Origin of the sequence: Pseudoalteromonas sp. KAN5 (assembly GCF_022846535.1) — a bacterium.
GTDB classification, from domain to species: domain Bacteria; phylum Pseudomonadota; class Gammaproteobacteria; order Enterobacterales; family Alteromonadaceae; genus Pseudoalteromonas; species Pseudoalteromonas haloplanktis.
Window position 1 is genome coordinate 2,271,606 of sequence record NZ_AP025589.1, and the last position, 25,206, is coordinate 2,296,811.

A 25,206-nucleotide genomic window follows, 5' to 3' on the forward strand; every position below is an offset into this window, starting at 1 on the left:
AACTATAAATTATTTCTCTGGTGGGCGATAACCTTCGATCTCCACCTCTTGGCCTTCGAATAAAAAGCCAACCATTTGCTCTTCTAGAAACGTGCGGTGCTCTGGATCCATCATGTTCAAATGCTTTTCATTGATCAACATAGTTTGTTTATGTTGCCACTGGCTCCATGCTTCCTTAGAAATATTATTAAAAATCTTTTCACCAAGTTCACCAGGGTATAGTTGATAACCAAGGCCTTCGGCTTCTTTTTGTAACTTTTGACAAAATACTGTACGTGACATAATTGATCTCTTATGCTGTATTAAAACGAAAGATATTAGCTAGTGTAAACCATTGTGCTAATTTGTTTAACCAGCTTTTTAGTCGGTGCAGCTAAACCGACTTCAATTGACTGATCTAACGGGTACCAAACTAACTGCCGCTCATTAACTACATCGGGGATTTTACTCATATTTAACACATGAGGGTTAATAGTTAGCTCAAAGTGTGAAAACACATGGGTAAATGGTGTTATTTCGGTGGTATTTAATCCAAGCCCCTGCTGTACCAAAAAAGCATCAAGTTGGCTTTTTTGTGTAAATTCAAAAAAGCTAAATAACCCGCCCCAAATCCCTGAGTTTGGCCTTTTTTCCATTAACACTTGGTCATCGCATTGAATAATCAGTTGATAACACTCTTTTTTAGGTACGATTTTTTTAGGTTTAGAGTGCGGAAACTGCTTAACCACTCCCTCATTAAATGCCCTGCAACGTGTACTCAATGGGCAAAGCTCACATTCGAACTTGCTACGTGAGCAAAGGCTTGCGCCTAAATCCATCATAGCTTGGTTAAACTCAATCACACTTTCTTTAGGTGTAAGCTGCTCTGTTAACTGCCATAATTGGTTCTCAACTTTTTTAACACCATACCAACCTTCGACCATAAAGTAGCGAGCAAGCACACGTTTTACATTACCATCTAAAATAGGATGATGTTGACCAAGTGATAACGATAACACCGCTCCAGCGGTGGAACGCCCTATTCCTGGCAGCGCGACAACTTCATCTAACGTTGTGGGAAACTTTCCCTGATATTGATCACGAATTATTTTAGCCGTTTTATGCAGATTTCGAGCTCGGGCGTAATAACCTAAACCAGTCCAGTGATGTAATACCACATCTTCATCTGCATCCGCTAAAGCAATAATATCGGGAAAGCTTGCCATAAATTTTTCAAAATAAGGAATAACTGTTACAACTTGAGTTTGCTGTAACATAACCTCAGACACCCATACTTTATAAGGCGTTTTATTCAGCTGCCATGGCAAGGTTTTACGGCCATGTAAGTGATACCAATCGACAACCTGCCCTGAAAACCAGTTTGCGTCACTGTTGTTTAACTTCAAAATAATTACTTTTATAACTCGACCCTTGATGGCAAGCAGTCTATTGCAGTGAGTTAAAATATCAAGTTCTGAACATACACAAAGGATAAAACCTTGTGATCAAGCCCGTGGTCAGGGATAATACGCCACCATTTTATGACATGTTGTTTTCATCAGGCCAAAATATATGAGTGATTCAAGTAACGATAACCTTGAGCAAGCAAAGCAAGAAGGTAAATATATTCGTACAATTCGCAGCTTTGTAAAACGCGAAGGTCGTTTAACCAAAGGACAAGCTGCTGCAATTGAAAAGTGCTGGCCAACAATGGGTCTTGAGCACAAAAATGGCATGCTTGATTTAGCGCAAGTATTTGGTAATGACAACGACGTTGTTTTAGAAATTGGTTTTGGTATGGGTAAATCATTAGTCGAGATGGCTAAAAACGCACCACACCTTAATTTTATCGGTATTGAAGTTCACCGCCCAGGTGTTGGCGCTTGTTTAATGGATGCCGATGAAGCAGGAATTAGTAACTTACGTATTTTTGAACATGATGCGGTTGAAGTATTTGCTGATTGCATTGCTGAAGGTAGCATTACCACAGTGCAGTTGTTCTTCCCTGATCCATGGCATAAAAAGCGTCATCATAAACGCCGTATAGTGCAACCAGCATTTGTTGAAAGCCTCCGTAGTAAATTAAAAATTGGCGGTGTTTTTCATATGGCTACTGATTGGGAAAATTACGCTGAACACATGCTTGAAGTCATGCAAGCAGCTGAGCACTTTACAAACCAATCACAGACAAACGACTATGTACCACGCCCAGATTTGCGCCCATTGACGAAATTTGAACAACGTGGCCACCGTTTAGGTCACGGTGTTTGGGACCTAATGTTTGAACGCATTAGTTAATAACATACTTAATCAAAGGCAAAGCCATTTATGAGCGCATTAACCAACCCTAGTTCATTATTACTTCGTAATAGCGAAAACCTCAAGGCAGACTCTATTTTAGTGGTTAATTTTGTCCAAGATGGTTTTTTGTCACAGCTTCAACAGCTAAACCCTAACAGTAGGATTAGTGCTTTTAGCTACAACCATGCAAATGGCGAGTTTGCAAAAAGCATCAAAGGTATTGATGTTTGCGTAAGCCATGAAATAGCGGCACACAATTTTGATTTAGTTATTTATTATTACCCTAAAGCCAAACCAGAAGCACTGATGACGCTGGATAATATCCGTGCAGTTATTAACCCTGAAGCCGAACTATTGGTGGTTGGTGAAAATAAAAGTGGTGTAAAATCAATTGAAAAGCAATTTAGCAGTTACTGTGAATACAGTAATAAAATTGACAGTGCTCGCCATTGTGCTTTGTATCTATTTACAGAAATAACTACATTAGCTGAATTTGCAATCACTCGTTACCACAAACAATTCAATGTTGATGTTGCTGGCTTGAGTTTTAATGCGATTAGCATTCCTGGCGTGTTCAACCACGGCGAACTTGATGGTGGCACTAAAATATTGCTTGAGAATGCACCAACTATTAAGTCAGGGAATGTACTCGATTTTGGTTGTGGCGCAGGTCTTATTGCCACTTTTTTGGGTTTGAAAAATCCAGCATTGAATTTTACTTGTACAGATGTCAGCGCCCTTGCCGCTTATGCAACGGAGCAAACACTAAAGCTTAATAATATCAGCGGCAAAGCTTTATTAAGTGATGGTTTAGCTAAGGTAAGCGGAAAGTTCGAACTAATTATTTCAAACCCGCCGTTTCATACCGGTATTGCGACTGATTATACCGTAGCAGAACAATTCTTAAGTGGCGCGAAACAGCATTTGACTAAACAAGGTAAATTAACAATTGTTGCAAACAGTTTCTTAAAATATCCACCTATTTTAGAAAGCCAATTTGGTGAGTATCAAACGGTGCATAAAACCAATAAGTTTGCAGTATATAGCAGCTAATTAAGCCGAAAGCTCAATACCGCAACGCGCTCAAAAAGCTGCTGAAAATAAAAATAGGTAGCTTTACAACAAACTTAGGATATTTTTTAGTTACTTTGATAGGTCTTTGCTAGACTTATGGTAATTCTATCCCAATTATATATTCGGCTTTCATCATAATAATGCCTAAATCAACGTCGCAAACAAGTATTCGTAAAGCTCTGATCAGCGCAGTGATGCTTGTTACAGCCTTGTCTTTATCATTATCAATTTCAATATCTACTTACCTTGATGTAAAAGAACAAAAACTTTTAATAATAAACAAACTCAATATTTTAGCTGAAATTATCGCATTTAATGCGCAAGTTACAGTATTGTTTGATGATAGAAAAACCGAAGAGCAACGACTTAAATCTTTTGAAAGCATTCCACTCGTTAAAAACATACACATTTATGCGATCGATGATATTTCAAACAAACCTGTATTTTTTACCAGTTTCAATGCCAAGAAAACCCCACCTGTGCCGCTGCGTGTAGATAACATTGAACAGCTGCAGCAACCAAAGATCACCGAAGATTATGTAGAGTTGATCAAACCGATCAACTACGAGGGCAATATTAAAGGCTACGTCTATATTCGTGGTGGACTAGAACGTCTCAATGCCTATATTAATAAAAAAATCCTTATCGATATTCTTTTAACATTATTCGTTTTAGTGTTGGTCTATTTTGTTGCAAAGCGCATTCAAAAACGTATTGCCGACCCAATAGACCAGTTAAGCACCTTACTGCAGGATGTCTCAAAAAATCATAATTATGACGCCAGAGCCAAAAAAACAAATATTTCCGAAATAAATACCCTTTCCAATAGTTTAAATATCATGCTGACTCGCACTCAAAACCAAATCGAGCGGCATAAAAATGATAAACAAGAAATTAAGCAATTAAACCAAAGTTTAGAAGAGAAAGTAAATCAACGTACCATCGCGCTCAGAGAAGCTAACCAAGAGCTACTAACAACGCTAGAGCGAATGCATCAATATCAAAATCAAATTGTTGAAAGCGAAAAAATGGCCTCTCTAGGACAAATGGTTGCCGGTGTTGCCCATGAGGTGAATACGCCCATAGGTTTGGGGATCACCGGCTCCACTTTACTACGTGATAAGCTGGCAGAAATAAGCCAAGGGTTTGATCAAAAAACGTTAACCTCAAGCCAGCTAAAACGTTTTATTGATAATGGCATAGAAAACTTAGATCTTATCTATCGAAATTTAAATCGTGCGGCTGAGCTGGTTTCCAGCTTTAAAAAAGTCGCTGTGAATCAAGACGGGGAACTAAGTTCGCTGATTAATATGCATGATTTGCTCAGCAATGTAATCGTTTCAATGCGTACAGAATTACTCGTAAAAAACCCTAACATTGTTATTCATTGTTCATCGCAACTAATGTTTGAAACCAAAGCTGGGCCACTGCAGCAAGTACTGCAACAATTATTAAGCAACTCTATCATCCATGGCTTTCGAGATAATCAAAACAATGAAATCGAAATTACAGTTGAGCGAAACGAAAGCAGCCTGACCATTAACTACTTTGATAATGGTGTTGGCGTTGATAAGAGTATTAAAAAACGTATTTTTGACCCCTTTGTTACAACAAAGCGTGGCGAAGGCGGTAGTGGCTTAGGTATGCATTTAGTTTACAATTTAGTCACTCAAGCCTTAGGCGGGAGTGTTTATTTTGATGACCAAAATTCAACTGGAACCCGTTTTATTATCACCTTGCCATTAACCGAGGCAAGTCGAATATGAAACTAAGCGGTTTACTCCTGGCTTTGATAATCGCTTTTCCATGCTTTGTACTGGCTAAATCACCAGAGCAAGTTAAGTCCGCCTTTTTATTTCAGATTGCAAAATTTGTAGAGTTCCCCCAAATTAGCAATAATCGGCCGGTGACTTTTTGTTTTTACAACATTAAAAAGGGGGTTGGCGAGTTATTAAAGAGTAATTCTAGCCTGAAAATTAACAATAGACCGATTGAAACTGTCTTAATTGATAAAAATCAGCAAATTTCTGAACTTTCTCGTGTTTGTGATATCACATACATTGATGAAACAATGGAAGATGATATAATTCCACTTTGGATCGATACCATTTCATTAAATACCTTAACAGTTGGTGAGAGTATTAATTTTTTAGAAAAAGGTGGCGTTATTTCTTTGATCCAAGAAGGGAATAAAATCCGACTGTATATCAATAAACAGCAGTTGTTGCGCAGTAGTTTTAAAGTGCAATCTCGGTTATTAGCTGTTTCTAAATTTCATCCGAATTGATTTTACTTGTTAACAATTGGATATACTCCTATAATCACTAGTATTCGGTTTTATAATACAATACCGAATTAATTGTAAATAAAATATTCCGAAAAAGGTTAATTAATAATGCAAACGCCAGTCATTCTGATTGTAGAGGATGAAGACGTAACTCGACTAAACCTCGTTAGTTTATTTGAAGCTGAAGGTTACAAAGTTATTGAAGCCATTGATGGCGATGACATGCATGACAAGCTTACAAATAATGATGATGTGAACCTTGTAGTTATGGACATCAACCTGCCAGGCAAAAACGGGCTAATTTTAGCGCGTGAATTACGTCAAAAGCGTAACGTTGGACTTATTTTCCTAACCGGTCGTGATAATGATGTAGACCGTATATTAGGCCTAGAAATTGGTGCGGACGACTATATTACTAAGCCGTTCAATCCTCGTGAACTAACTATTCGTGCTCGTAACTTGCTTTCTCGTACTGCTCTTGGCGGTGAAGAATCAAGCCTTGAAACAAATGGTGTGATCACCTTCAATGGCTGGGAACTTGACGAAAATAGCCGCTGTTTAACATCGCCAAATGGTGACGCTAAGCGTTTACCTAAAGGTGAATACAGAGCACTACGTTTAATGCTTGACTCTCCAGGCCGTATTTTTAGCCGCGAGCAACTGATCAAGCATATGACTGGTCGTGAACTTCGTGCAAATGACCGTACTGTTGACGTAACGATCCGTCGTATTCGTAAACATTTTGAAAGTGATAACAGCACATCTGAGCTGATCAGCACCATCCATGGTGAAGGTTATCGTTTCATTGGCAAAATTGATAGTTAATATCTTTTTTAGCAAATACCTGCAGCATTAACGTTCTAATTGCTGTAAGAATAAATGAAGGGCCTGCTGCCCTTCATTTATTTTATCTGCCAATATAGTTAGCCAATCTTTTAATTCTTCATCACTTTCCTCAATCGCACCGTGTTCCATTTTCTTAGCATGCAATTGCACATCATTTAGACCAACAGAGCCAGCTGCGCCTTTGAGTTTATGTGCTACGGATTTATATTCTTCACGATCTCCATCAGCTAATGATGCAGCTAATTCTTGCTGGTATTGCGGATTCAATTTTTCAAATAAACTACTGCTACGTTTAAAGATCACAATACCCATTGAGTTAACAAAGTCTTCAATGGTCTCAACATCCAATAACTCAACATTGATATTTACACTGGCTTCTTTACTCACTGTCAAACGCGTCTCAGCGCATTGGTGTTGCTGTTTTATATCAAATAGTTCCGCCAACATTTTATCAAGCTTAGTGGTATTGATCGGCTTAGCTAAAGCACCTTGAATTGAGATCCCTTGCAGCTCTTCTTCAGCACTGCGAACATTGGCCGTCAGCGCAACAATAGGTAACTTATCAAAATGACTATCGGCACGGATCTGGCGTGCAACTTCATCACCGTTAATATCTGGAAGTTGCATATCAAGTAATACAAGATCGAGATCATCTTCTGTTTCAACGAACGACAGCGCATCTTCACCTGTTTCAGCCCAGATCACTTCGTGGCCACGCTGTTCAAGTAAGTTAGTGGCGATTTCAGCATTAAGTGGCACATCTTCAACCAAAAGAATATTTAAACTACGGCCAACATAACTATGCTCAGCTGGCGCAATACATAGAGTCAACGGTATTTCTACTACAAAACAGCTACCCTCACCTTCTGTACTGCTAACATGTAACTGCCCTTTCATGGCAGTTACCAGCGCTTTAGTTACGGCTAAACCAATACCCGATCCAATTGCATTTGTGCCATTTAAGTCGGGGGCTTTATAGTACATATCAAAAATACGATGTAATTGTTCTTGTGGAATGCCTTGGCCGGTGTCGGTGACTTTCATTACCAACCACGCACCATCTGCTCGGTTCTCTCGGTTACACGCTAATTCCACCTTACCTTGTTGGGTAAATTTGACGGCATTGTTAATTAAGTTCCAAACAACTTGTCGTAAGCGTGTTGGATCTAACTGTGCGTAAATATCCAACATACCCTTGCGTTTAATTTCAAACTCTAGGCCTTTTTGCTCTGCTATTAGCCCTGCAAAGTTAACAACATCATTTATAAAGTCAGATACATTGATAGAATCAGTCACGATATCAAGCTGTTCGCGGTCAATTTTATCTAGATCAATAATATCGTTAAAAATATTGCCTAACGTTTCAGCGCTTGAAAAGACCGTATTACACCAGCTTCGTTGTTGCTTATCTAAGTCGGTATCAAGCAGCATTCGGGTTAAACCTACAATTCCGTTAAGTGGTGTACGTAATTCATGGCTCAAAGTGGCAATAAATTTCCCTTTATCTTTATACGCAGTTTCAAGTGCCTGCGCAGCTTCTTTACGACTGGTGATATCACGGCCAAACGCAAGCAAACCAATGTACTCACCATCATCATTAATAAACGGTAGTTTTCGCATTTCAAACCAACGCTTTTCATTGCCAACAGGGTATTCAACATCGAGGGTTAATGCTGCGTGGGTTTTTTCAACTTTATTATCTGTAATGAGTACTTCCGGTAAATATTGCGTTGGGTAAATTTCCTCTGCCGTTTTACCGATTAATTCCTCACTCGATTTCCCAATAACTTCCTCAAACATTTTATTACAGCCTGCAAACACGCCATTGTTGTCCCGGTAATAAAATAAGTCAGGTGAGGAATCGACTATAGATCGCAATAACATGCCCTGTTGTGCAAGTTCTTGTTGCGTTTTTTTACGTTCAACAATTTCTCGTCTAAGCTCTTCAATTGCACGATGCTTGGCATGAAAAGCCATTTTACGCTCGTCTATCTCAACATTTAGCCGATTAATATTATCTTTTAATGTTTGGTTTAATAGCTTTTCTTGTTTAGTGGCACTATCTAAATAGGCATATGAGGCATCTAACTGACGAATAGAGTTGATCAGGACGCTGATAATAATAGGAGACACAACCGCAGTAAAAAACATCACGGCAAGCACATCGACAAGCGTTACTGTGCCCACCGCAACATAATAAAACATACACGATAGTATTAATGCGAGCACTAATAGTAATGCATAACAAATAGTTGCGGTTTTGAATTCACCAAATCGAGTAATTAAACTGGAAAGTATTCGAGCCCATGGGCTCAAAGAGGAATCGATCATATAAATCTGTCTCTTAACTATACGTTTGTGTATATAAAAGTCAGCTGATTACACAGCTACACATAAAAAATTACTATTGCTATGATTTTAGCATTTTTGTATTAACTATTTTCATCTTCCGCGACGAAAACAGAAAATTTTCATCTACCACGTATTTTTAGATTTTTTCGTGTAAAATACCGCGCTTTACAATTGTCAATTACGAGATTTTTCATGCAAAGCAACATGCCCGATATAGCAGATACGGCTCCCGCCTTACAATCAGGTAAATTAGACTGGGTTGGTATGGCTGATATTGAACTGCCTTTTATATTCGAGTCTCGTGATCTTGCAGCAATTCATGTCAATGCTAAAGCCCGCGCTTTTGTTAACTTACATAAAGAAGACGCCAAAGGCATCCATATGTCACGGTTATTTTTAGCACTCGATACTTTATCCACTGAGCAACAGGTTAACCCGCTGACGATTGCCCAAGCGCTAGATACCTTTATCTCCAGTCATGAAGGGCTATCCGATCAAGCTAAAATTGAATTCAAATTTGAATTACCACTGCGCAGAAAATCACTGTTAAGCGGCAAGGCTGGCTGGAAAAGCTACCCGCTAACAATAGAGGCAAAAATTGACCGCGGTGTGCTAAGTTTTGAACTGAGCCTTGATGTAACTTATTCATCAACATGTCCTTGCTCTGCAGCATTAGCACGTCAGCTTATTCAACAAGCGTTTGCTGAAAAATTTAGTGGGCAAACATTAAATCATGAACATATACTCAACTGGCTTGGTAGTACTGACGGCATTGTGGCAACCCCTCATTCACAGCGCTCTATCGCCAATGTAAAAGTTAAACTTGCGAGCAATATCACTGAGTTTGATATTTTAAGCCTGATAGATACCCTAGAAGGTGAGCTTAAAACGCCAGTTCAAGCAGCTGTTAAACGCGAAGATGAGCAAGAGTTTGCTCGTTTAAATGGTCAGAATTTAATGTTCTGTGAAGATGCTGCTCGTAAAATAAAAGCAGTATTAGAAGATGCACAATACGCTGATTACTGGTTACAAATAAACCATTATGAATCACTTCACGCCCATGATGCCGTAGCGATTGCTGTAAAAGGAATTGATGGCGGATACCAGCCATAACTTAATGGTTATTAAAGTGTAACTTTGCACCAACTGGGCACGTAAATTGCTATTAGAATTACAGTGTCAATTTGTTGTTGTGGAGTTACCGTATGGAATTCGCTTTATTATCAATTTTAGTATTAGTAGTTGGGGCATCTGTTGTTGCGTCAAAGTTTACCGACGATGGCGGAAATCCTTACCCATTCACGCGTAAAACCAGTGTTTTTACGCAAGTTGAAAGTTCTTTCCTTAATCTTTTAGAGCGCGCTGTAGGCGACCAATTCAAAATTGTTAGCCGCGTGAAATTAATCGATATCATTGATTGTAAGAAAGGTTTGTCACCTAAAGCTAAACGTGCAGCAATCGCTAAAGCAAAAAACAAACAGCTTGACTATGTATTAATCGACAAAGAAAAAATGACCATTGTTGCGGCCGTTGATTTAGTTAATAACGCCAACAAAGATGGCCATAAAGCACAACGCGATTGGTTTGTTAACGGCGCACTAGAAGCCGCTGGGATCCCACATATTCGCATGAAAGTAAAATCTGGCTATCGCCCGAGTGAAGTACGCGAAGCAATTATGTTTAAGCTTGGTAAACCAGCGACGACAAGTTTACGCCCTACTCGTAATCGAGTTACTAAGCCTGCGGTACTCTCTCCTTCTCAAGCCAAAGCACATTCAACTGCTTTAGCTGAAATATAAGCTGCCTTAAACGATAAAATGCGAGCTTTATACGCTCGCATTTTTTGTTTGTTTTACCCTACTCTTATTTTTACAGTATAATCATGGCATTCAATTCGAGGAATTTAAAATTATGAATGTTGGTATTATTGGCGCAATGGAGCCAGAAGTTAAAATTTTGCGTGCAGCAATGCAAAATCCACAAGTGCTAACTAAAGCTGGTTTCACTTTCTACACTGGTGAGTTAGCTGGTAATACAGTAACTTTAGTGCAATCAGGTATTGGCAAAGTAGCCTCAAGTATCGCCACCACCTTATTGATCGATAACTTTCAACCTGATTGCGTGATCAACACAGGCTCTGCAGGTGGTTTTGAGCCATCACTAAATGTTGGTGATGTGGTTATTTCATCAGAAGTACGTCATCACGATGTTGATGTAACCGCATTCGGTTATGAAATTGGCCAAGTTCCGCAAATGCCAGCTGGGTTTGCCGCACACCCTAAATTAATTGACGCAGCTGAGCAAAGCATTGCCCAAATCGGCGATGTTAAAACTATGGTTGGCTTAATTTGTACGGGAGACTCATTTATGTGTGATCCAGTACGCATTGATAAAGCGCGTGCAGACTTTCCAACAATGCTTGCCGTTGAAATGGAAGGTGCTGCAATTGCACAAGTATGTTTTAGCTTAGAAACTCCTTTTGTTGTGATCCGTTCAATGTCTGACATTGCCGGCAAAGAATCACCACAGTCGTTTGAAGAATACCTAGAAACTGCTTCTATTAATTCATCTAAAATGGTTGTGGCATTACTAGAAAAACTAACATCGGTAACGCTATAAGGTGTTATCCAATTTAGTTCAACAACATGTGGACTTTATTGTATTTATATTAGCGCTCCTTGCTGAGCGCTTTTTGCCTTTAGTAAGCTGGTATCACCCAAACACATTTTTAGGCGCAGTATTTAACGCACTAGCCAAACGTGTTTATCGTAGTACAGAATCCACAAGTTACCAGTATTTATCCTCTTCGCTATGTTTCACTTTAGTCATTCTAGTGATCATGACCTTAGTGATCCTGCTGCTTGAATTTGCCTACTACCCCGAACTTTTAGCAGGATTAATCCTTTATCTAAGCCTAGAGTGGCGCACAGTAGAAAGCAAAACGCTACGAATTGCACGACTGCTCAAACAAAACCAAAAAGCCACTGCTCGCGAGTTATTAAAGCCCCTACTTGCCCGTCAAGTTAATACACTATCTAGCCCAGGGATTTGTAAAGCCGCTATGGAGACGTTGATCCTCAGAGTTGCTCGGCACTATTTTAGCGTAATATTTATTTACTTACTGTTTGGGCCAATGGCTGCCCTTGCTTATCGCTTACTTACTTTGATCCATCAAGCTTGGCGCAGAGATTTATTGCCTAATAGCCCTTTTCTAAAGTCACTTAGTGGCTTGTTGTTTATTATTGAGTGGCTACCCACTCGGCTACTCGCATTAACTATTGCAGCTAGTAAAGCGAGTAAATTGAGCATTCATTATATCAAACATTATGGCCGACACTTTTATCAAACCAACAGTGGCTGGTTGCTCAGTTGTTGCTCAGCCTCTATTGGCGTGCAACTAGGTGGCCCTGCTATATACCAAGGAGTTCGTTTTGATAAAATGCGCATCGGCACCGAACGCTTACCAAAAGCAGATGATATTCCGGTGTTGATCAATCGACTCAATCAAGCCCGTGGTTTTTGGCTACTGATAATACTTGGGGCAGAGATAGTTAAAACAATTGTATAGAACACAGAGAGAAAAAAACCAGCCGAAGCTGGTTTTTATTACTTAAATATCTAACTGAATTTTCATTCTTTATTCATTAAGCACAGGTAATGTTTGCGAATTTACGTTTACCAACTTGATAAATTGCCGTCGTGCCTTTTGCAATTTCTAGCTTAGTATCAGTGACTTTTTCTTCGCCATTGATTTTCACCGCACCTTGTTTGATCATTCGCATCGCTTCTGAAGTACTTGCCACTAAACCAGCTTCTTTAAGTAAGTTCGTGATAAATACCGTATCTTCATCTATGGTTACAGTCATATCAGGGATATCATCTGGTAACGCATTTTTTTGGAAACGTTTAATAAAGTCTTCATGCGCTTCTGTTGCCGCTTCATTACTATGAAAACGAGCAATCATTTCTTTTGCTAAATCAATTTTAATATCGCGCGGGTTGGTGCCTTGCGCAACGTTCTCTTTTAGTGCGGCAATTTCCTCAATTGATAAGCTGCTTAACAAATCATAATAACGCCACATCAGCTCATCACTGATAGACATAATTTTACCAAACATATCGTTCGGCGCATCTGTAATACCAATGTAGTTACCTAATGACTTAGACATTTTTTGCACACCGTCGGTGCCTTCTAATAGAGGCATCATTAATACAGTTTGCGGTTTTTGTCCTTCGTCTTTTTGCAGCTCACGACCCATTAGCAAGTTAAAGCGTTGATCCGTACCACCAAGCTCAACATCCGCTTCAAGTGCCACTGAATCCCAACCTTGTACTAAAGGATACAGAAACTCGTGAATGGCAATAGATTGTCCGCCTGCATAACGCTTTTTAAAATCATCGCGTTCCAGCATACGAGCAACCGTTTGCCGTGCTGCTAATTTGATCATACCTGCCGCGCCTAGGTTTTCCATCCAAGTAGAGTTAAACGCAACAGTTGTTTTAGCAGGGTCTAAAATCTTAAATACTTGTTCTTTATATGTTTCAGCATTCGCTAGTACATCATCACGGGTAAGCGGTTTACGAGTTACATTTTTTCCCGTAGGGTCACCTATCATGCCAGTGAAATCACCAATTAAGAAAATGACTTCATGACCTAAGTCTTGGAAGGTTTTCATTTTATTAATTAACACTGTGTGGCCTAAGTGTAAGTCAGGTGCGGTTGGATCAAAACCCGCTTTGATCTTTAGCTTTTTACCAGACTTCAGCTTTTCAACTAATTCGTCTTCAATTAATATTTCTTCTGCACCGCGTTTAATCTCTGCTAGAGCGGTTTGTAAATCCACTGTGTATTACTCCAAAAAATTCAGTCAACCTAGGGATTCTAGCGTAAATTAACGCCAGTTTAAATCTACAAAACACTGGTATTAACGCTTTATTAAGTATATCCTGCAATATTAGTGATTAATTATCTTGACAGCAGGAAAAGGCACGTTATGGTTCGCGTTGTGCACAAACTCCCAAAAAAACACAAATTGCTTATTCTAGGCTTAGTTTCTGCTATTGCTGCTTTAACACTCATACCTTCAGAAAAAGCAACTGCCTCTAAAGACAATAGCGCTGATGCACTAGAAATTGGTAAACGCTACGAATTACAAATTAAAGTTGATGACGTTGAACAATTAACTGAATTAAATTCGCAAGAAGACGCAGCAAAATTACCAGAATATGACCTAGTCGATTTTGAAGTAAAGAACGGTGACAATTTAGCACTTATCTTCAAGCGCGCTGGTTTTAACGCGCAAACCGTTCATAAATTACTTAATACTAATGCGGAAACACGTAAACTAACTAAAATTCATCCTGGTGAAGTGCTTAGTTTTGCCACCGCAGAGGACGGCTCTTTAGCGCAACTACGCTATGTGATCTCAAAAACAGATACTTTATTTGTAACCTTGAACGAAGAAGGTAATTACGATACTTCTATCGACAGTAAAGAGATCGAAACCCTCACTAAATCTACTGGTGGCGAAATTACCAATAGCTTTTGGACCTCTGGTATTGCAGCTGGTTTGAGCGAACGTCAAATTATGAACTTTGCAGATATTTTTGGTTGGGATGTGGATTTTGCTAACGATATTCGTAAAGGCGATCAATTCGGCTTAATTTACGAGTCGCACTATGTTGATGGCGAATTTATAGGCACAGGCAAAATTATTGCCGCAGAGTTTATTAACCAAGGCCAACGCTACGCGGCTATTCGCCATAGCGACGATACTTTTTATACCCCTGAAGGCCGTAGCATGAAAAAAGCCTTTTTACGTGCCCCGGTTAACTTTAAGTATATTAGCTCAAGCTTTAACCCACGCCGCTTGCACCCGGTTACTAAAACGGTAAAACCCCATAACGGTATTGATTACGCAGCACGCACAGGCACACCCGTTGTGTCATCAGGTAATGGTAAAGTAATTAAATCAGGTTACAGCAAGTACAATGGTAATTATGTATTTATTAGCCATGGTACTCAGTACGTAACTAAGTACTTACACTTAAATAAACGTATGGTTAAAACTGGTCAAAAGGTTAAGCAAGGCCAAAAAATTGGCACCGTCGGCGCAACAGGTCGAGTAACCGGAGCTCACTTACACTATGAGTTTTTGGTTAACGGCGTTCACCGTAACCCTAAAACGGTTAAACTACCTAAATCTGAGCCGTTACCACGCGACGAGCTTGCTAAGTTCAAGCCAATCGCAGATAACTTCTTAGCCCAGTTAGAGCGCAACAGAGAGCTACAGTTAGCGCTTAAGTAAGAGCGGTCAGCGGTCAGCGGTCAGAAAATATAAAACCGTTGCTATGCAAATAGCAACGGTTTTTTGTTGAGCAGTCAGTATCACTGCGCTATCTTCTGCAAGTCAAGACTCATATAGACATTTAGAGTTTTATTACCCCAAACACACTAACGAGCGACTTATTGCTCAAGATGCTTGTTTTACTATTTTTTCCTTATCCTGAGGTTCTGGTTGAGCTTGACGATTTACGTAATCCTAATTGTTTCAGCCGTAATAGCCTAAGGTCAATCAAAACAATAACAATTGACGCTTCAAAGAAAGCGCTTTTAAGAGACCAATTAAATATTTTAGGCGTCAACCATATGTCGATGTATCCTGGTACAGAAGGTGTAACTAAGCACATAATGAGCCCATACAAATAAGCAAGCAGTAGGCTATTCTACACATTATAACCCACTATTTTTATCCGCTTAATTCGGTATTTAAGCTGTACGATTATATTTTAAGAAAATAGCTGTTTTATTGGTTCCAAATATATTAATTAATAGCTTAGAATTAATTTTAGGATTTCGTTTTTTAATTGAATTTGGCTGCTGGATTAATTCTACAGCTTCGTTATTTCCTAATGCTAATGGTCGTCGTAATGCCCACCAATGGCGAAAATATATATGCACTCATCATCAAACTTATAAATTAACCGATCTTTTTGTGATATCCGCTTTGACCATAATCCTGATAAATTGTGCTTTAAAGGCTCTGGTTTACCTAAGCCTTTACTTGGATCTGAGCGCATCATTTCTTTTAGTATTTTGCATAAAGCTGTATGCAACTTTTTATCTTTCACTCGTAATTGTTCATAGGTGAGCCAAGTTTTCCCCTCAAAGGTTAATGATCTCATCTAGCTGCTCTTGTGTTGGTTTATAACCTGAATTGGCTGTGTGAGTTTTCATTGAGTCAGCGATTTGTTGCATTAAACTGCTACTCTGTAAAACATGTAAAGTTTCCTGCTCTCGTTCCCAGTCATCTGCACTCATTACTATAAATGCATCTCCTGCACGCCTAGTAACCTTTATAGGCTCATGATCACTAACGGTTTGTTCCACGTATGTTTTTAAGTTTTCTCTAAATTGATTGACACTGATGCTATCCATAATTAAAACCTCATTAATGTACGGTAATGTCGTACATTATAGTTTAAAAAATATATCAAGTCACTTAAAAGGCTTTGCCCAAAGTGAAGAAATAAAAACATTCGATAATGCATTTCTTTGATGCAGACTGAAAGGGTATTTTTTCGTTGGGTTTCGCGGTGCTCAACCCAACCTACGTAGCCTATTTTAACGCCGAGCAGCCTTAAAACTTACAGCTTACCGCTCCTAGCGGCTCTAAAACTGACGGCTCTAAAACTGACGGCTGACGGCTGACGGCTGACGGCTGACGGCTACGCTCTACCTCACCAACACATAAATCAACTGCACTATCAATGAAATCATCACTAATGGCCAAATATACTTGGCATATTTAGTCGCGCCATCTAGGCCCATTTTTGACTGGTACTTTTCAAGTAGTGGCACAAGAATGATGAGTGCAATAAACAGTGAAATTAAAATTACGAAAATATTCATATCAGTCCTTATTTATACCAATCGACTTAAATATTTAACCATTCTAGCGAGCTAAATAAATGGTCAGTAACTTAACACGATTGGTATTATTGAATATCCATCGAGTATACCCAAAAGGCGAGCAAAAAAAAGCGCAGTCTACACTGCGCCAGTCGGTTGGAAGTAAAAAGTTACTTACAGTTGCTCAACATAGTTAAGCAGCTTTGGTTGTCTGTTATTACCCTACTAAGGCGAGCAAAATACCGGCAGCTACGGCGCTACCAAGAACACCGGCAACGTTTGGCCCCATAGCATGCATTAACAAGAAGTTATGCGGATTACTCTCAAGACCCACTTTGTTTACTACTCGTGCAGCCATCGGAACAGCTGATACACCTGCAGCACCTACTAATGGATTAATAGGAGATTTGGAGAACTTATTCATACCTTTTGCCATGAATACACCTGAAGCCGTACCAATTGCAAAAGCCAAGGCACCGAGTACTAAAATACCAAGCGTCTCTACCGTTAAAAACTTATCAGCAGCCAACTTTGAGCCTACAGCTAAGCCTAAAAAGATGGTCGTGATATTTATGATCTCGTTTTGCGCGCTGTTACTTAAGCGGTCAACCACACCAGATTCACGCATTAAGTTACCTAAGCAGAACATACCGACTAACGGCGTAGCTGCGGGTAAAAATAGCATTGTTAATGTAAGCACCATTAATGGGAAAATAATTTTTTCCTTTTTCGATACTGTACGTAACTGTGGCATTTGAATCTTTCGCTCTTCTGCGGTCGTTAATGCACGCATAATTGGCGGCTGAATAATGGGCACCAACGCCATATAAGAATAGGCAGCTACCGCAATAGCCCCTAATAAATCAGGCGCTAACTTTGACGCTAAGAAGATAGCTGTAGGGCCATCTGCGCCGCCGATGATCGCTATAGCCGATGCATCTTGCAGAGTAAACTCAAAGCCAGGTACATAGTTAAGTAAAATTGCGCCAAATAAAGTCGCAAAAATACCAAACTGCGCCGCAGCTCCCAGTAATAACATACGCGGATTAGCAATTAATGCACTAAAGTCAGTTAATGCTCCTACACCCATAAATATTAATAGCGGGAAAACACCGGTATCAATACCAATATGGTATACGTAGTACAGTAAGCCACCAGGGTCTGACAAACCTGCTACTGGGATATTTGTTAATATCGCACCAAAACCTATAGGTAATAATAATAATGGCTCAAAATTACGGGCAATTGCGAGATACAGCAATAAGCACCCCACTGCGATCATAATAAGCGCAGGGAATGTAAAATTAGCAATACCTGTGGCCTGCCAGAGGTTTAATACAGCTTCCATCCTCTGTCTCCTAAGCTAACGAAATCATAGCATCACCCGTTGCCACTGAATCACCTTCAGCAACGAGAATTTCAGCAATAGTACCTGTGTGAGTAGCGCGGATTTCAGTTTCCATTTTCATCGCTTCCATGATGATCACAACATCGCCTTCGTTGACCGTTTGCCCTGTTTTCACCTTTATTTTAAAGATGTTACCAGCTAGAGGCGCGTTCAGTGTTTCACCAGAAGCAACCGACGCTGATTGTGGAATAAGCTCACTGTCTTTAAGTGTTACTTCTTTAAGTTCACCACCTTGTGCAACGACAACGTCATACACTTTACCGTCAACTTTTACGCTGTATTGTTCTGCTTTAACGGTATTGTTGTTGCTTGGTTGATTGTTTGCAGGTTGCTCTTTCTTCGCTGGCTCTGCACTTGGCACAGCTTCAAAAGCATCTGGATTATTACGATTTTTAATGAACTTCAAGCCAATCTGTGGGAATAAAGCATACGTTAATACATCATCAATCTGCTCATCAGCTAGGCTTAAACCCTGCTCTTTTGCAGCTGCTAATAATTCTGCTTGCAGGGTTTCAAGTTCTGGCTGCAATAAATCTGCTGGGCGACAGGTAATTACGTCTGCACCATCAAGTACACGCTCTTGTAGTTCTTTATTCATGGCTGCAGGTGTTGCACCATATTCACCTTTTAGAACACCGGCGGTTTCTTTAGTAATTGTTTTATAACGCTCACCTGTAAGTACATTTAATACTGCTTGTGTGCCGACAATTTGCGAAGTTGGCGTCACTAAAGGTAAGAAGCCTAAATCTTCACGAACACGCGGGATCTCTAATAACACTTCATTGAGTTTATCAGCTGCGCCTTGCTCTTTAAGCTGATTTTCCATATTTGTTAGCATGCCACCTGGCACTTGTGCTAATAAAATACGGCCATCAACGCCTTTTAAGCTGCCTTCAAATGCCGCATATTTCTTGCGAACATCACGAAAGTAAGCCGCAATTTCTTCTAACTGATTTAAATCAAGTTCAGTATCACGTTCAGTGCCTTCAACAATCGATACAATTGTCTCGGTTGCACTGTGACCATATGTCATACTCATCGAAGAAATCGCGGTATCAAGCATATCAATACCTGCATCGATCGCTTTTTGATAAGTGGCTGTACTTAAGCCCGTTGTTGCATGGCATTGCATTGCGATAGGAATAGAGACCGTTTCTTTTAAGCCTTTGATTAACTGCTCACAATCATACGGTTTAAGTAAACCTGCCATATCTTTAATACAAATTGAATGACAACCTAAATCTTCTAGCTGCTTAGCTAAAGTGAGCCACATATCTAGCGTATGTACTGGGCTAACTGTATATGAAATAGTACCTTGTGCATGAGCACCGACTTTTACTGCGGCTTTAATGGCTGTTTCAAGATTACGAACATCGTTCATGGCATCAAAAATACGGAATACATCAACGCCATTTTTGTGCGCTCGCTCGACAAACTTTTCAACCACATCATCTGCATAATGGCGGTAACCTAACAGGTTTTGACCACGTAATAGCATTTGTTGCTTGGTGTTTGGCATGGCTTTTTTCAAAGCACGGATCCGCTCCCAAGGATCTTCGCCTAAATAACGGATACATGAATCAAATGTTGCCCCACCCCATGACTCAATAGACCAATAGCCCGCATCATCTAATTTTTGTGCAATTGGCAGCATGTCATCTAAACGCATGCGCGTAGCTAATAATGATTGATGTGCGTCTCTAAGTACTAATTCGGTTAATTTTAATTTAGCCACAAGTCACCCCTTATAGTTTTTGTTTATTTTTGTACTGAGCAATCGCTGCACTGATCGCAGCAATGTGTGCACTTGGCACACCTGGTGCTTTGATTGACGGCGTACGCGTAGGCGCTGCAACCGGCTGTTCAAAACGGCTCGCTAATTTAGACATAATGATGATTGCTGAAATCAACAACGAAAGAAAAACAAATACGCCTACCATACCGGTGACCATTAAGTTTGCCGCTGTAGCTAGTAACTGACCTATATCCATGCTGCTCCCCTTGACTTCATTTACCCAACCTCGAGATTAGGTAAAAAATCACTTTATTTAAATAATTATGCACCAATGATAACAAAGAAACAGAGCAAGTCCAACACTTTGTAAATTGGTAAAACCAATTAATATAAAGCTAACATACTAACACTAAATTTAACACTCTACATTTTGCGATAATTTTACGAGAACTAGATAATAAAAATAGTGAATATAGCTATAAATTATAAGTGCAAGCCAAGATAAACCTCTGTGCAATGCGCCATCACAAGCATTTTTTGTATATGACTATTGCAATTAGTCGCACCAGATCAATTGGTCTTACCAAATAAATAGAGCTTTAAAGCAAATTTATATAGTCAGGAATAAGTTACAGGTAAAGTTGTAAATTATTCCCATCACTTTCATTTAGCCACATCATAAAAACTATAAACACATGATAATAAAGAGTTTATTCAATTGGCATGCAACTAGCATCATCTACTTCGAACAAATTAACAAACCAAGGAGACAACAATGTTACGCTGGACAATTACATTTCTAGTTATTGCACTCATTGCTGCAGTGTTAGGTTTTGGTGGTATCGCTGGTGCCGCAGCAGGAATTGCTAAGATTATATTTTTTATCTTTATAGTATTGTTAGTTATTTCACTTATTTCAGGCGCATTGCGCGGCAATGTTCCTAAGTGATCCAAATTAATCTCTAACATAATTAACAAAACATTATTTTTTACAAGGAATTACATTATGAAATCGACTACATTAAAAACAGCCGTTATCGCCCTTTTTGCTAGCTTTTTTATCATGGGTTGCGAAGACAACCACGCAGAAGAAGCAGGTGAGCGCATTGATGAAGCAGTTACTGATGTGCAAAACAAGGTTGAAGACGCCTGTGAAGAAGTGAAAGAAGGCGTAAATGCCGAAGAAACTAACTGTTAATATAGTTAGTTCTAAATAATAAAAAACGACTCATCTGAGTCGTTTTTGCTTTTAATCTGATCTCAAGCTCTTGCTTCTAGCATAAGCCGCTTCATATCACGCACGGCTTTATCTAAACCATCAATCGCAGCGCGCGCTATGATCGCATGGCCAATATTAAGTTCGTAAATCTCTTCCATCGCTGCTATTGGTTTTACATTGTGGTAATGCAAACCATGCCCTGCGTTTACTATCAAGCCTAAACTCGCTGCGTATTTTACGCCTTGACGAATGTGCTCAAGTTCTTCTTTCAGCTCTGCTTCAGTCTCAGCATCTGCATATGCGCCCGTATGTATCTCGACATAAGGGGCATTGCACGCTTTTGCTGCATCTAGCTGCGCTTTATCCGCATCGATAAATAACGACACTTTAATTCCAGCGTTACTTAGTTTTGCCGTTGCGGCTTTAATTTTATCTAAGTTACCAACCACATCTAGGCCACCTTCGGTGGTTAACTCTTCGCGTTTTTCTGGTACTAAGCAGACATAAGCAGGCTTTACATCTAGTGCGATATCGATCATTTCATCAGTGACGGCTATTTCTAGATTCATACGTGTTTGAATTGTTTTTGCCATCACATACACATCACGGTCTTGAATATGACGTCTGTCTTCACGTAAATGAATGGTAATGCCATCAGCACCTGCATGTTCTGCAACACTGGCTGCATGTGCAGGATCTGGATAACGGGTACCACGAGCTTGACGTAATGTAGCAATGTGATCAACATTTATACCCAAAAGTATATCTTTCATTGTTTTACCTATAAAAATAACGGTTCAATTCCGCACTAGAGTTAGGGTGAATATCCAAACTATTTGGATATAAAAAGCTCGCGGCTTTTTAATGGTTTTTTTCCTAGCAAAGGTTTCATTAAATGACGGCTTAATTGTTTTGCCATATATAACACATCCGGCGCGCTAAAGTCATGGGCTGCGATGGCGTTTAACTGCGCACCAGAAAAACCACTACCGGTTTGCTGCTGAACAACAAAGCCGTATTCAGCAAAATAACTATAAGTTTGCTTTAACGAAATAGGCTCTCCCGCCGCATCGAAACTAAAGTCAACGCCATAACCTAGCAATTCTAATAATTGAAATTCATAAGAGCGTAATACCGCTTGTAAATTCGGATGTTGATTTAGCTGCTGTAGGTGAGTTTGATACAATTGATAAACCTGTTCAACTGGTTCATTGATAGGAACGATACGATTAGTCAACTCATTGAGGTAAAAGCCACAATAAAGCTGATCTCCTACTAAAGTTGATTGTGTACCATGCAATTCAAAGCGCTGAATATATTTTAGATCGTGCCTGCCAGTGTAATTAACGAGTAGTGTTTGGAAGGGTTGTAGCTGGGCTTTATACTTAGTTGCTTGGCGACCACTGATACGAGCCAGCATACGGAGTTGGCCAACGCCCTCTACTAGCATATCAAGCATTACTTGTGAGTCGCTAAAAGGACGTCGATGTAATAAATATGCTGTGTAGAAGTCGCTATCCATTGGTTTTTCTTAGGCTATTAATCTTCACCATAGCCTAAGCTGCGTAATGCTCGCTCATCGTCAGCCCAGCCTGATTTAACCTTTACCCAGAGCTCTAAGAATACTTTGTTATCAAGCATCTCTTCGAGATCTTTACGTGCTTCACGGCCTATCACTTTAAGCTTTTCGCCTTTATTACCTATTACCATGCGCTTTTGCGTTTCACGCTCAACTAAGATCAAGCCATTGATGTGCCAAATACCATTGTCTTGCCACTTGAATTGCTCGATTTCAACAGTAACAGAATAAGGTAATTCTTCACCCATAAAGCGCATCAGTTTTTCACGAATAACTTCAGCCGCCATAAAACGCATTGAGCGGTCAGTGACATAATCTTCTGGGAAATAAAACTCACACGGTGGTAGGCGTTTAGTTACTTCATCTTTGATAAGGTTGATGTTCTTACCTTGTGTAGCCGACACAGGCATAATACCCACAAAGTCAAATTTTTCACCTAACCACTTCATATGTGGTAATACTAAGTCACGGTCTTTTACTTGATCAATTTTATTGATCACTAATAAAACGGGTTTACCATTTTGCTTAACTTTATTAAGCACCATTTCATCATCGGCATTCCAGTGAGTTCCCTCAACAACAAAAATAACCAACTCAACATCACCTAATGAACTCGATGCAGCACGGTTCATCAAACGGTTAATGGCACGCTTTTCTTCAACATGCAGACCAGGCGTATCAACATACACCGCTTGGTGTTTGCCTTCGGTATGAATCCCCATAATACGGTGACGTGTGGTTTGTGGCTTACGCGAGGTAATACTTACTTTTTGCTCAATAATTTCATTCAGCAAGGTCGATTTACCAACATTTGGGCGACCAACAATAGCGACCATGCCACAAAATGTATCAATATCACCGCTACGAGGTTGGATCAATGTATCAAGATTCATTTTTAAGTATCTTCAATGCTTTTTCAGCGGCTTTTTGTTCAGCTTTACGACGAGAGCTACCCACTGAGATAATGCTATCCATACCTTCAACAATACATTCAACCGTGAACGTTTGATTGTGAGCCTGACCTTTTGTATCGACTACAGTATAGCCTGGCAAAGGTAATTTGCGGGCTTGTAAGTATTCTTGTAATAAGGTTTTAGGATCTTTTTGATTTAAACCCGGTGAAATTGCATCTAAACGCGTTTCATACCAAGCTAAAATTAAATCACCACACACATCGATGCCGCTATCTAAAAAGACTGCACCTATGATTGCTTCAACAGCATCAGCTAAAGTTGACTCACGTCTAAAACCGCCGCTTTTAAGTTCACCAGGCCCTAAACGTAGGTAATCACCCAAACCAAACTCTAAACCAAACTCAGCTAGAGTTTGACCACGCACAAGCGTAGAGCGCATTCGACTCAAGTCACCCTCGCGTGCTTTAGGAAATTTGCTATATAAAGCATTAGCAATAACGAAACTTAAAATTGAATCACCTAAAAACTCTAAGCGCTCATTATGTTGGCCTTTATGGCTGCGATGGGTCATCGCCTGCTCAAGCAGCGCTTGCTCAGTAAAGGTATACCCTATTTTGCTATATAACTCTGTTACATTTTTTTTCATTGTTACTGAATATTACCTAGGCGTTCAAAACGAACACCAGTTGGAACCCAGCTTGGTAAAATGTCATCTGGGCCATTTTCAAATTCAAAACTCATCCATATAAAGACAGCTTTACCCACCAAGTTTTCTTTTGGCACAAAGCCCCATACGCGACTATCTTGGCTGTTATCGCGGTTGTCACCCATCATAAAGTAATGATCAGCCGGCACTACCCATTCGTCAGAACGTGTACCCGGTTGTTGATAGTAACGCCCTTTCATTTCCAGCGCTTCTGGGTTTATTAAAATATCATGTTTTAGCGTAGTTAAGTTCTCATTTAAACGCACTAAATCCATTGAACCTTGTTTAAATTCATCACGGTTTACGATTTCCATATCAATTTTATTAAATTCATTACACAGTAAATCACCTTGTTGTGCTTCTCCTTCTGCACAATTTGGTTGAATATATAAACGCTTGTCACGGTAAACAATTTTATCACCCGGTAGACCAATCGCACGCTTAATGTAATCGACTCGCTCATCTAAAGGGTATTTAAAAACCACAATATCCCCACGCTCAGGTTCCGCAACATCCACTAGTTGTGAACGCCACACAGGGTCTTTTATACCGTACGAATATTTTTGTACTAAAATAAAGTCACCCACCAACAGTGTTGGCATCATTGAACCTGATGGAATTTGAAACGGTTCAAATAAAAACGATCTAAAGATAGTAATGGCCGCTATCATCGGGAAAATTGATTTTGCCGTTTCCGTAATTGTTGGTTCAGGGGCAATCAATGCAGCAGTTTCTTCATCTAGCTCGCCGCCAGCAGAACTCTGCGCCAGCGCCAAGCGTTGCTGTCTTTTTGGTGCAAACACAAAGTGGTCAATTAACCAAATTAAGCCTGATCCCAGTGTCAGCAACACTAAAAATATTGAAAAATAACCTGCCATTCATTACATCCTTAAT

27 protein-coding genes are annotated in these 25,206 nt (G+C 39.7%); 12 read left to right on the forward strand and 15 right to left on the reverse strand.

Annotated elements, in window-relative coordinates; genetic code table 11:
- Positions 1-9: 9 nt before the first annotated feature.
- Positions 10-282 carry an oxidative damage protection protein gene (locus KAN5_RS10125; protein ID WP_016709827.1) on the reverse strand — a complete coding sequence of 91 codons (273 nt, stop codon included), beginning with the start codon at positions 280-282 and terminating at the stop codon, positions 10-12.
- Positions 283-317: 35 nt separating this feature from the next.
- Complete coding sequence (gene mutY, locus KAN5_RS10130) at positions 318-1,388, reverse strand: A/G-specific adenine glycosylase (protein WP_244390944.1); 1,071 nt, start codon at positions 1,386-1,388, stop codon at positions 318-320.
- A gap of 163 nt (positions 1,389-1,551) precedes the next feature.
- Here mutY and trmB point away from each other — a divergent pair, with 163 nt between their 5' ends.
- The 5 genes from trmB to arcA all read left to right on the forward strand — a co-directional run bounded on the left by trmB (position 1,552) and on the right by arcA (position 6,466).
- Complete coding sequence (gene trmB / locus KAN5_RS10135) at positions 1,552-2,277, forward strand: tRNA (guanosine(46)-N7)-methyltransferase TrmB (RefSeq protein ID WP_016709829.1); 726 nt, start codon at positions 1,552-1,554, stop codon at positions 2,275-2,277.
- Positions 2,278-2,307: 30 nt separating this feature from the next.
- Positions 2,308-3,333: a 16S rRNA (guanine(1207)-N(2))-methyltransferase RsmC gene (gene rsmC, locus KAN5_RS10140; RefSeq protein ID WP_138553791.1), complete on the forward strand. Its 1,026-nt coding sequence runs from the start codon at positions 2,308-2,310 to the stop codon at positions 3,331-3,333.
- Positions 3,334-3,494: 161 nt separating this feature from the next.
- Positions 3,495-5,120, forward strand: coding sequence for an ATP-binding protein (locus tag KAN5_RS10145; protein WP_016709831.1), 1,626 nt, complete (start codon positions 3,495-3,497; stop codon positions 5,118-5,120).
- Positions 5,117-5,641, forward strand: coding sequence for a YfiR family protein (locus KAN5_RS10150; RefSeq protein ID WP_016709832.1), 525 nt, complete (start codon positions 5,117-5,119; stop codon positions 5,639-5,641). The genes KAN5_RS10145 and KAN5_RS10150 overlap by 4 nt, the downstream gene beginning before the upstream one ends.
- Positions 5,642-5,749: 108 nt before the next feature.
- Positions 5,750-6,466, forward strand: coding sequence for a two-component system response regulator ArcA (gene arcA, locus KAN5_RS10155; protein ID WP_016709833.1), 717 nt, complete (start codon positions 5,750-5,752; stop codon positions 6,464-6,466).
- Between the two features lie 27 nt (positions 6,467-6,493).
- Here arcA and arcB read toward each other — a convergent pair whose 3' ends face one another.
- Positions 6,494-8,818, reverse strand: a complete 2,325-nt coding sequence (gene arcB / locus KAN5_RS10160) for an aerobic respiration two-component sensor histidine kinase ArcB (RefSeq protein ID WP_016709834.1) — start codon at positions 8,816-8,818, stop codon at positions 6,494-6,496.
- Between the two features lie 213 nt (positions 8,819-9,031).
- On the opposite strand from arcB, the gene folE2 reads away from it, so the two are divergent.
- The 4 genes from folE2 to KAN5_RS10180 all read left to right on the forward strand — a co-directional run bounded on the left by folE2 (position 9,032) and on the right by KAN5_RS10180 (position 12,407).
- Entirely contained in the window at positions 9,032-9,952 is a 921-nt protein-coding gene (folE2, locus tag KAN5_RS10165; protein WP_244389654.1) for a GTP cyclohydrolase FolE2, read from the forward strand.
- A gap of 92 nt (positions 9,953-10,044) precedes the next feature.
- Positions 10,045-10,638 (forward strand): DUF2726 domain-containing protein, encoded by a 594-nt coding sequence (locus KAN5_RS10170; protein WP_138553794.1) that lies wholly within the window; start codon positions 10,045-10,047, stop codon positions 10,636-10,638.
- A 112-nt stretch (positions 10,639-10,750) separates the two neighbouring features.
- Positions 10,751-11,458 (forward strand): 5'-methylthioadenosine/S-adenosylhomocysteine nucleosidase, encoded by a 708-nt coding sequence (gene mtnN, locus KAN5_RS10175; RefSeq protein ID WP_016709837.1) that lies wholly within the window; start codon positions 10,751-10,753, stop codon positions 11,456-11,458.
- Between the two features lies 1 nt (position 11,459).
- Positions 11,460-12,407, forward strand: a complete 948-nt coding sequence (locus KAN5_RS10180) for a cobalamin biosynthesis protein (RefSeq protein ID WP_244389655.1) — start codon at positions 11,460-11,462, stop codon at positions 12,405-12,407.
- Positions 12,408-12,483: 76 nt separating this feature from the next.
- On the opposite strand, the gene tyrS is transcribed toward KAN5_RS10180, so the two are convergent.
- Positions 12,484-13,683, reverse strand: a complete 1,200-nt coding sequence (gene tyrS, locus KAN5_RS10185; RefSeq protein ID WP_016709839.1) for a tyrosine--tRNA ligase — start codon at positions 13,681-13,683, stop codon at positions 12,484-12,486.
- Between the two features lie 150 nt (positions 13,684-13,833).
- On the opposite strand from tyrS, the gene KAN5_RS10190 reads away from it, so the two are divergent.
- Positions 13,834-15,147 carry a peptidoglycan DD-metalloendopeptidase family protein gene (locus tag KAN5_RS10190; protein ID WP_016709840.1) on the forward strand — a complete coding sequence of 438 codons (1,314 nt, stop codon included), beginning with the start codon at positions 13,834-13,836 and terminating at the stop codon, positions 15,145-15,147.
- 607 nt (positions 15,148-15,754) lie between these two features.
- On the opposite strand, the gene KAN5_RS10195 is transcribed toward KAN5_RS10190, so the two are convergent.
- From KAN5_RS10195 to KAN5_RS10220, 6 genes are all read right to left on the reverse strand, one after another.
- Positions 15,755-16,024: a Txe/YoeB family addiction module toxin gene (locus KAN5_RS10195; RefSeq protein ID WP_138554578.1), complete on the reverse strand. Its 270-nt coding sequence runs from the start codon at positions 16,022-16,024 to the stop codon at positions 15,755-15,757.
- Positions 16,005-16,277, reverse strand: a complete 273-nt coding sequence (locus KAN5_RS10200) for a type II toxin-antitoxin system Phd/YefM family antitoxin (protein ID WP_016709842.1) — start codon at positions 16,275-16,277, stop codon at positions 16,005-16,007. The genes KAN5_RS10195 and KAN5_RS10200 overlap by 20 nt, the downstream gene beginning before the upstream one ends.
- A 297-nt stretch (positions 16,278-16,574) precedes the next feature.
- Positions 16,575-16,751, reverse strand: a complete 177-nt coding sequence (locus KAN5_RS10205) for a hypothetical protein (protein ID WP_016709843.1) — start codon at positions 16,749-16,751, stop codon at positions 16,575-16,577.
- A 217-nt stretch (positions 16,752-16,968) separates the two neighbouring features.
- Positions 16,969-18,099, reverse strand: coding sequence for a sodium ion-translocating decarboxylase subunit beta (locus tag KAN5_RS10210; RefSeq protein ID WP_016709845.1), 1,131 nt, complete (start codon positions 18,097-18,099; stop codon positions 16,969-16,971).
- A gap of 10 nt (positions 18,100-18,109) precedes the next feature.
- Positions 18,110-19,894, reverse strand: coding sequence for a sodium-extruding oxaloacetate decarboxylase subunit alpha (gene oadA, locus KAN5_RS10215; protein ID WP_138554577.1), 1,785 nt, complete (start codon positions 19,892-19,894; stop codon positions 18,110-18,112).
- Between the two features lie 10 nt (positions 19,895-19,904).
- Positions 19,905-20,150: an OadG family transporter subunit gene (locus tag KAN5_RS10220; protein ID WP_016709847.1), complete on the reverse strand. Its 246-nt coding sequence runs from the start codon at positions 20,148-20,150 to the stop codon at positions 19,905-19,907.
- Positions 20,151-20,669: 519 nt separating this feature from the next.
- Here KAN5_RS10220 and KAN5_RS10225 point away from each other — a divergent pair.
- Positions 20,670-20,843, forward strand: coding sequence for a DUF1328 family protein (locus tag KAN5_RS10225; RefSeq protein WP_016709848.1), 174 nt, complete (start codon positions 20,670-20,672; stop codon positions 20,841-20,843).
- Positions 20,844-20,900: 57 nt separating this feature from the next.
- Complete coding sequence (locus tag KAN5_RS10230; RefSeq protein ID WP_016709849.1) at positions 20,901-21,092, forward strand: hypothetical protein; 192 nt, start codon at positions 20,901-20,903, stop codon at positions 21,090-21,092.
- Positions 21,093-21,154: 62 nt separating this feature from the next.
- On the opposite strand, the gene pdxJ is transcribed toward KAN5_RS10230, so the two are convergent.
- The 5 genes from pdxJ to lepB are packed head-to-tail and all read right to left on the reverse strand — an operon-like array spanning position 21,155 to position 25,190.
- Positions 21,155-21,886, reverse strand: a complete 732-nt coding sequence (gene pdxJ, locus KAN5_RS10235; protein ID WP_016709850.1) for a pyridoxine 5'-phosphate synthase — start codon at positions 21,884-21,886, stop codon at positions 21,155-21,157.
- 59 nt (positions 21,887-21,945) lie between these two features.
- The gene (gene recO / locus KAN5_RS10240) at positions 21,946-22,635 is read right to left on the reverse strand and encodes a DNA repair protein RecO (RefSeq protein ID WP_016709851.1); all 690 of its coding nucleotides are present in this window, start codon (positions 22,633-22,635) and stop codon (positions 21,946-21,948) included.
- 17 nt (positions 22,636-22,652) lie between these two features.
- Positions 22,653-23,585, reverse strand: a complete 933-nt coding sequence (gene era / locus KAN5_RS10245; RefSeq protein ID WP_016709852.1) for a GTPase Era — start codon at positions 23,583-23,585, stop codon at positions 22,653-22,655.
- The gene (rnc, locus tag KAN5_RS10250; RefSeq protein ID WP_016709853.1) at positions 23,575-24,252 is read right to left on the reverse strand and encodes a ribonuclease III; all 678 of its coding nucleotides are present in this window, start codon (positions 24,250-24,252) and stop codon (positions 23,575-23,577) included. The genes era and rnc overlap by 11 nt, the downstream gene beginning before the upstream one ends.
- A 2-nt stretch (positions 24,253-24,254) precedes the next feature.
- Complete coding sequence (lepB, locus tag KAN5_RS10255; protein WP_016709854.1) at positions 24,255-25,190, reverse strand: signal peptidase I; 936 nt, start codon at positions 25,188-25,190, stop codon at positions 24,255-24,257.
- Positions 25,191-25,206: the final 16 nt, after the last annotated feature.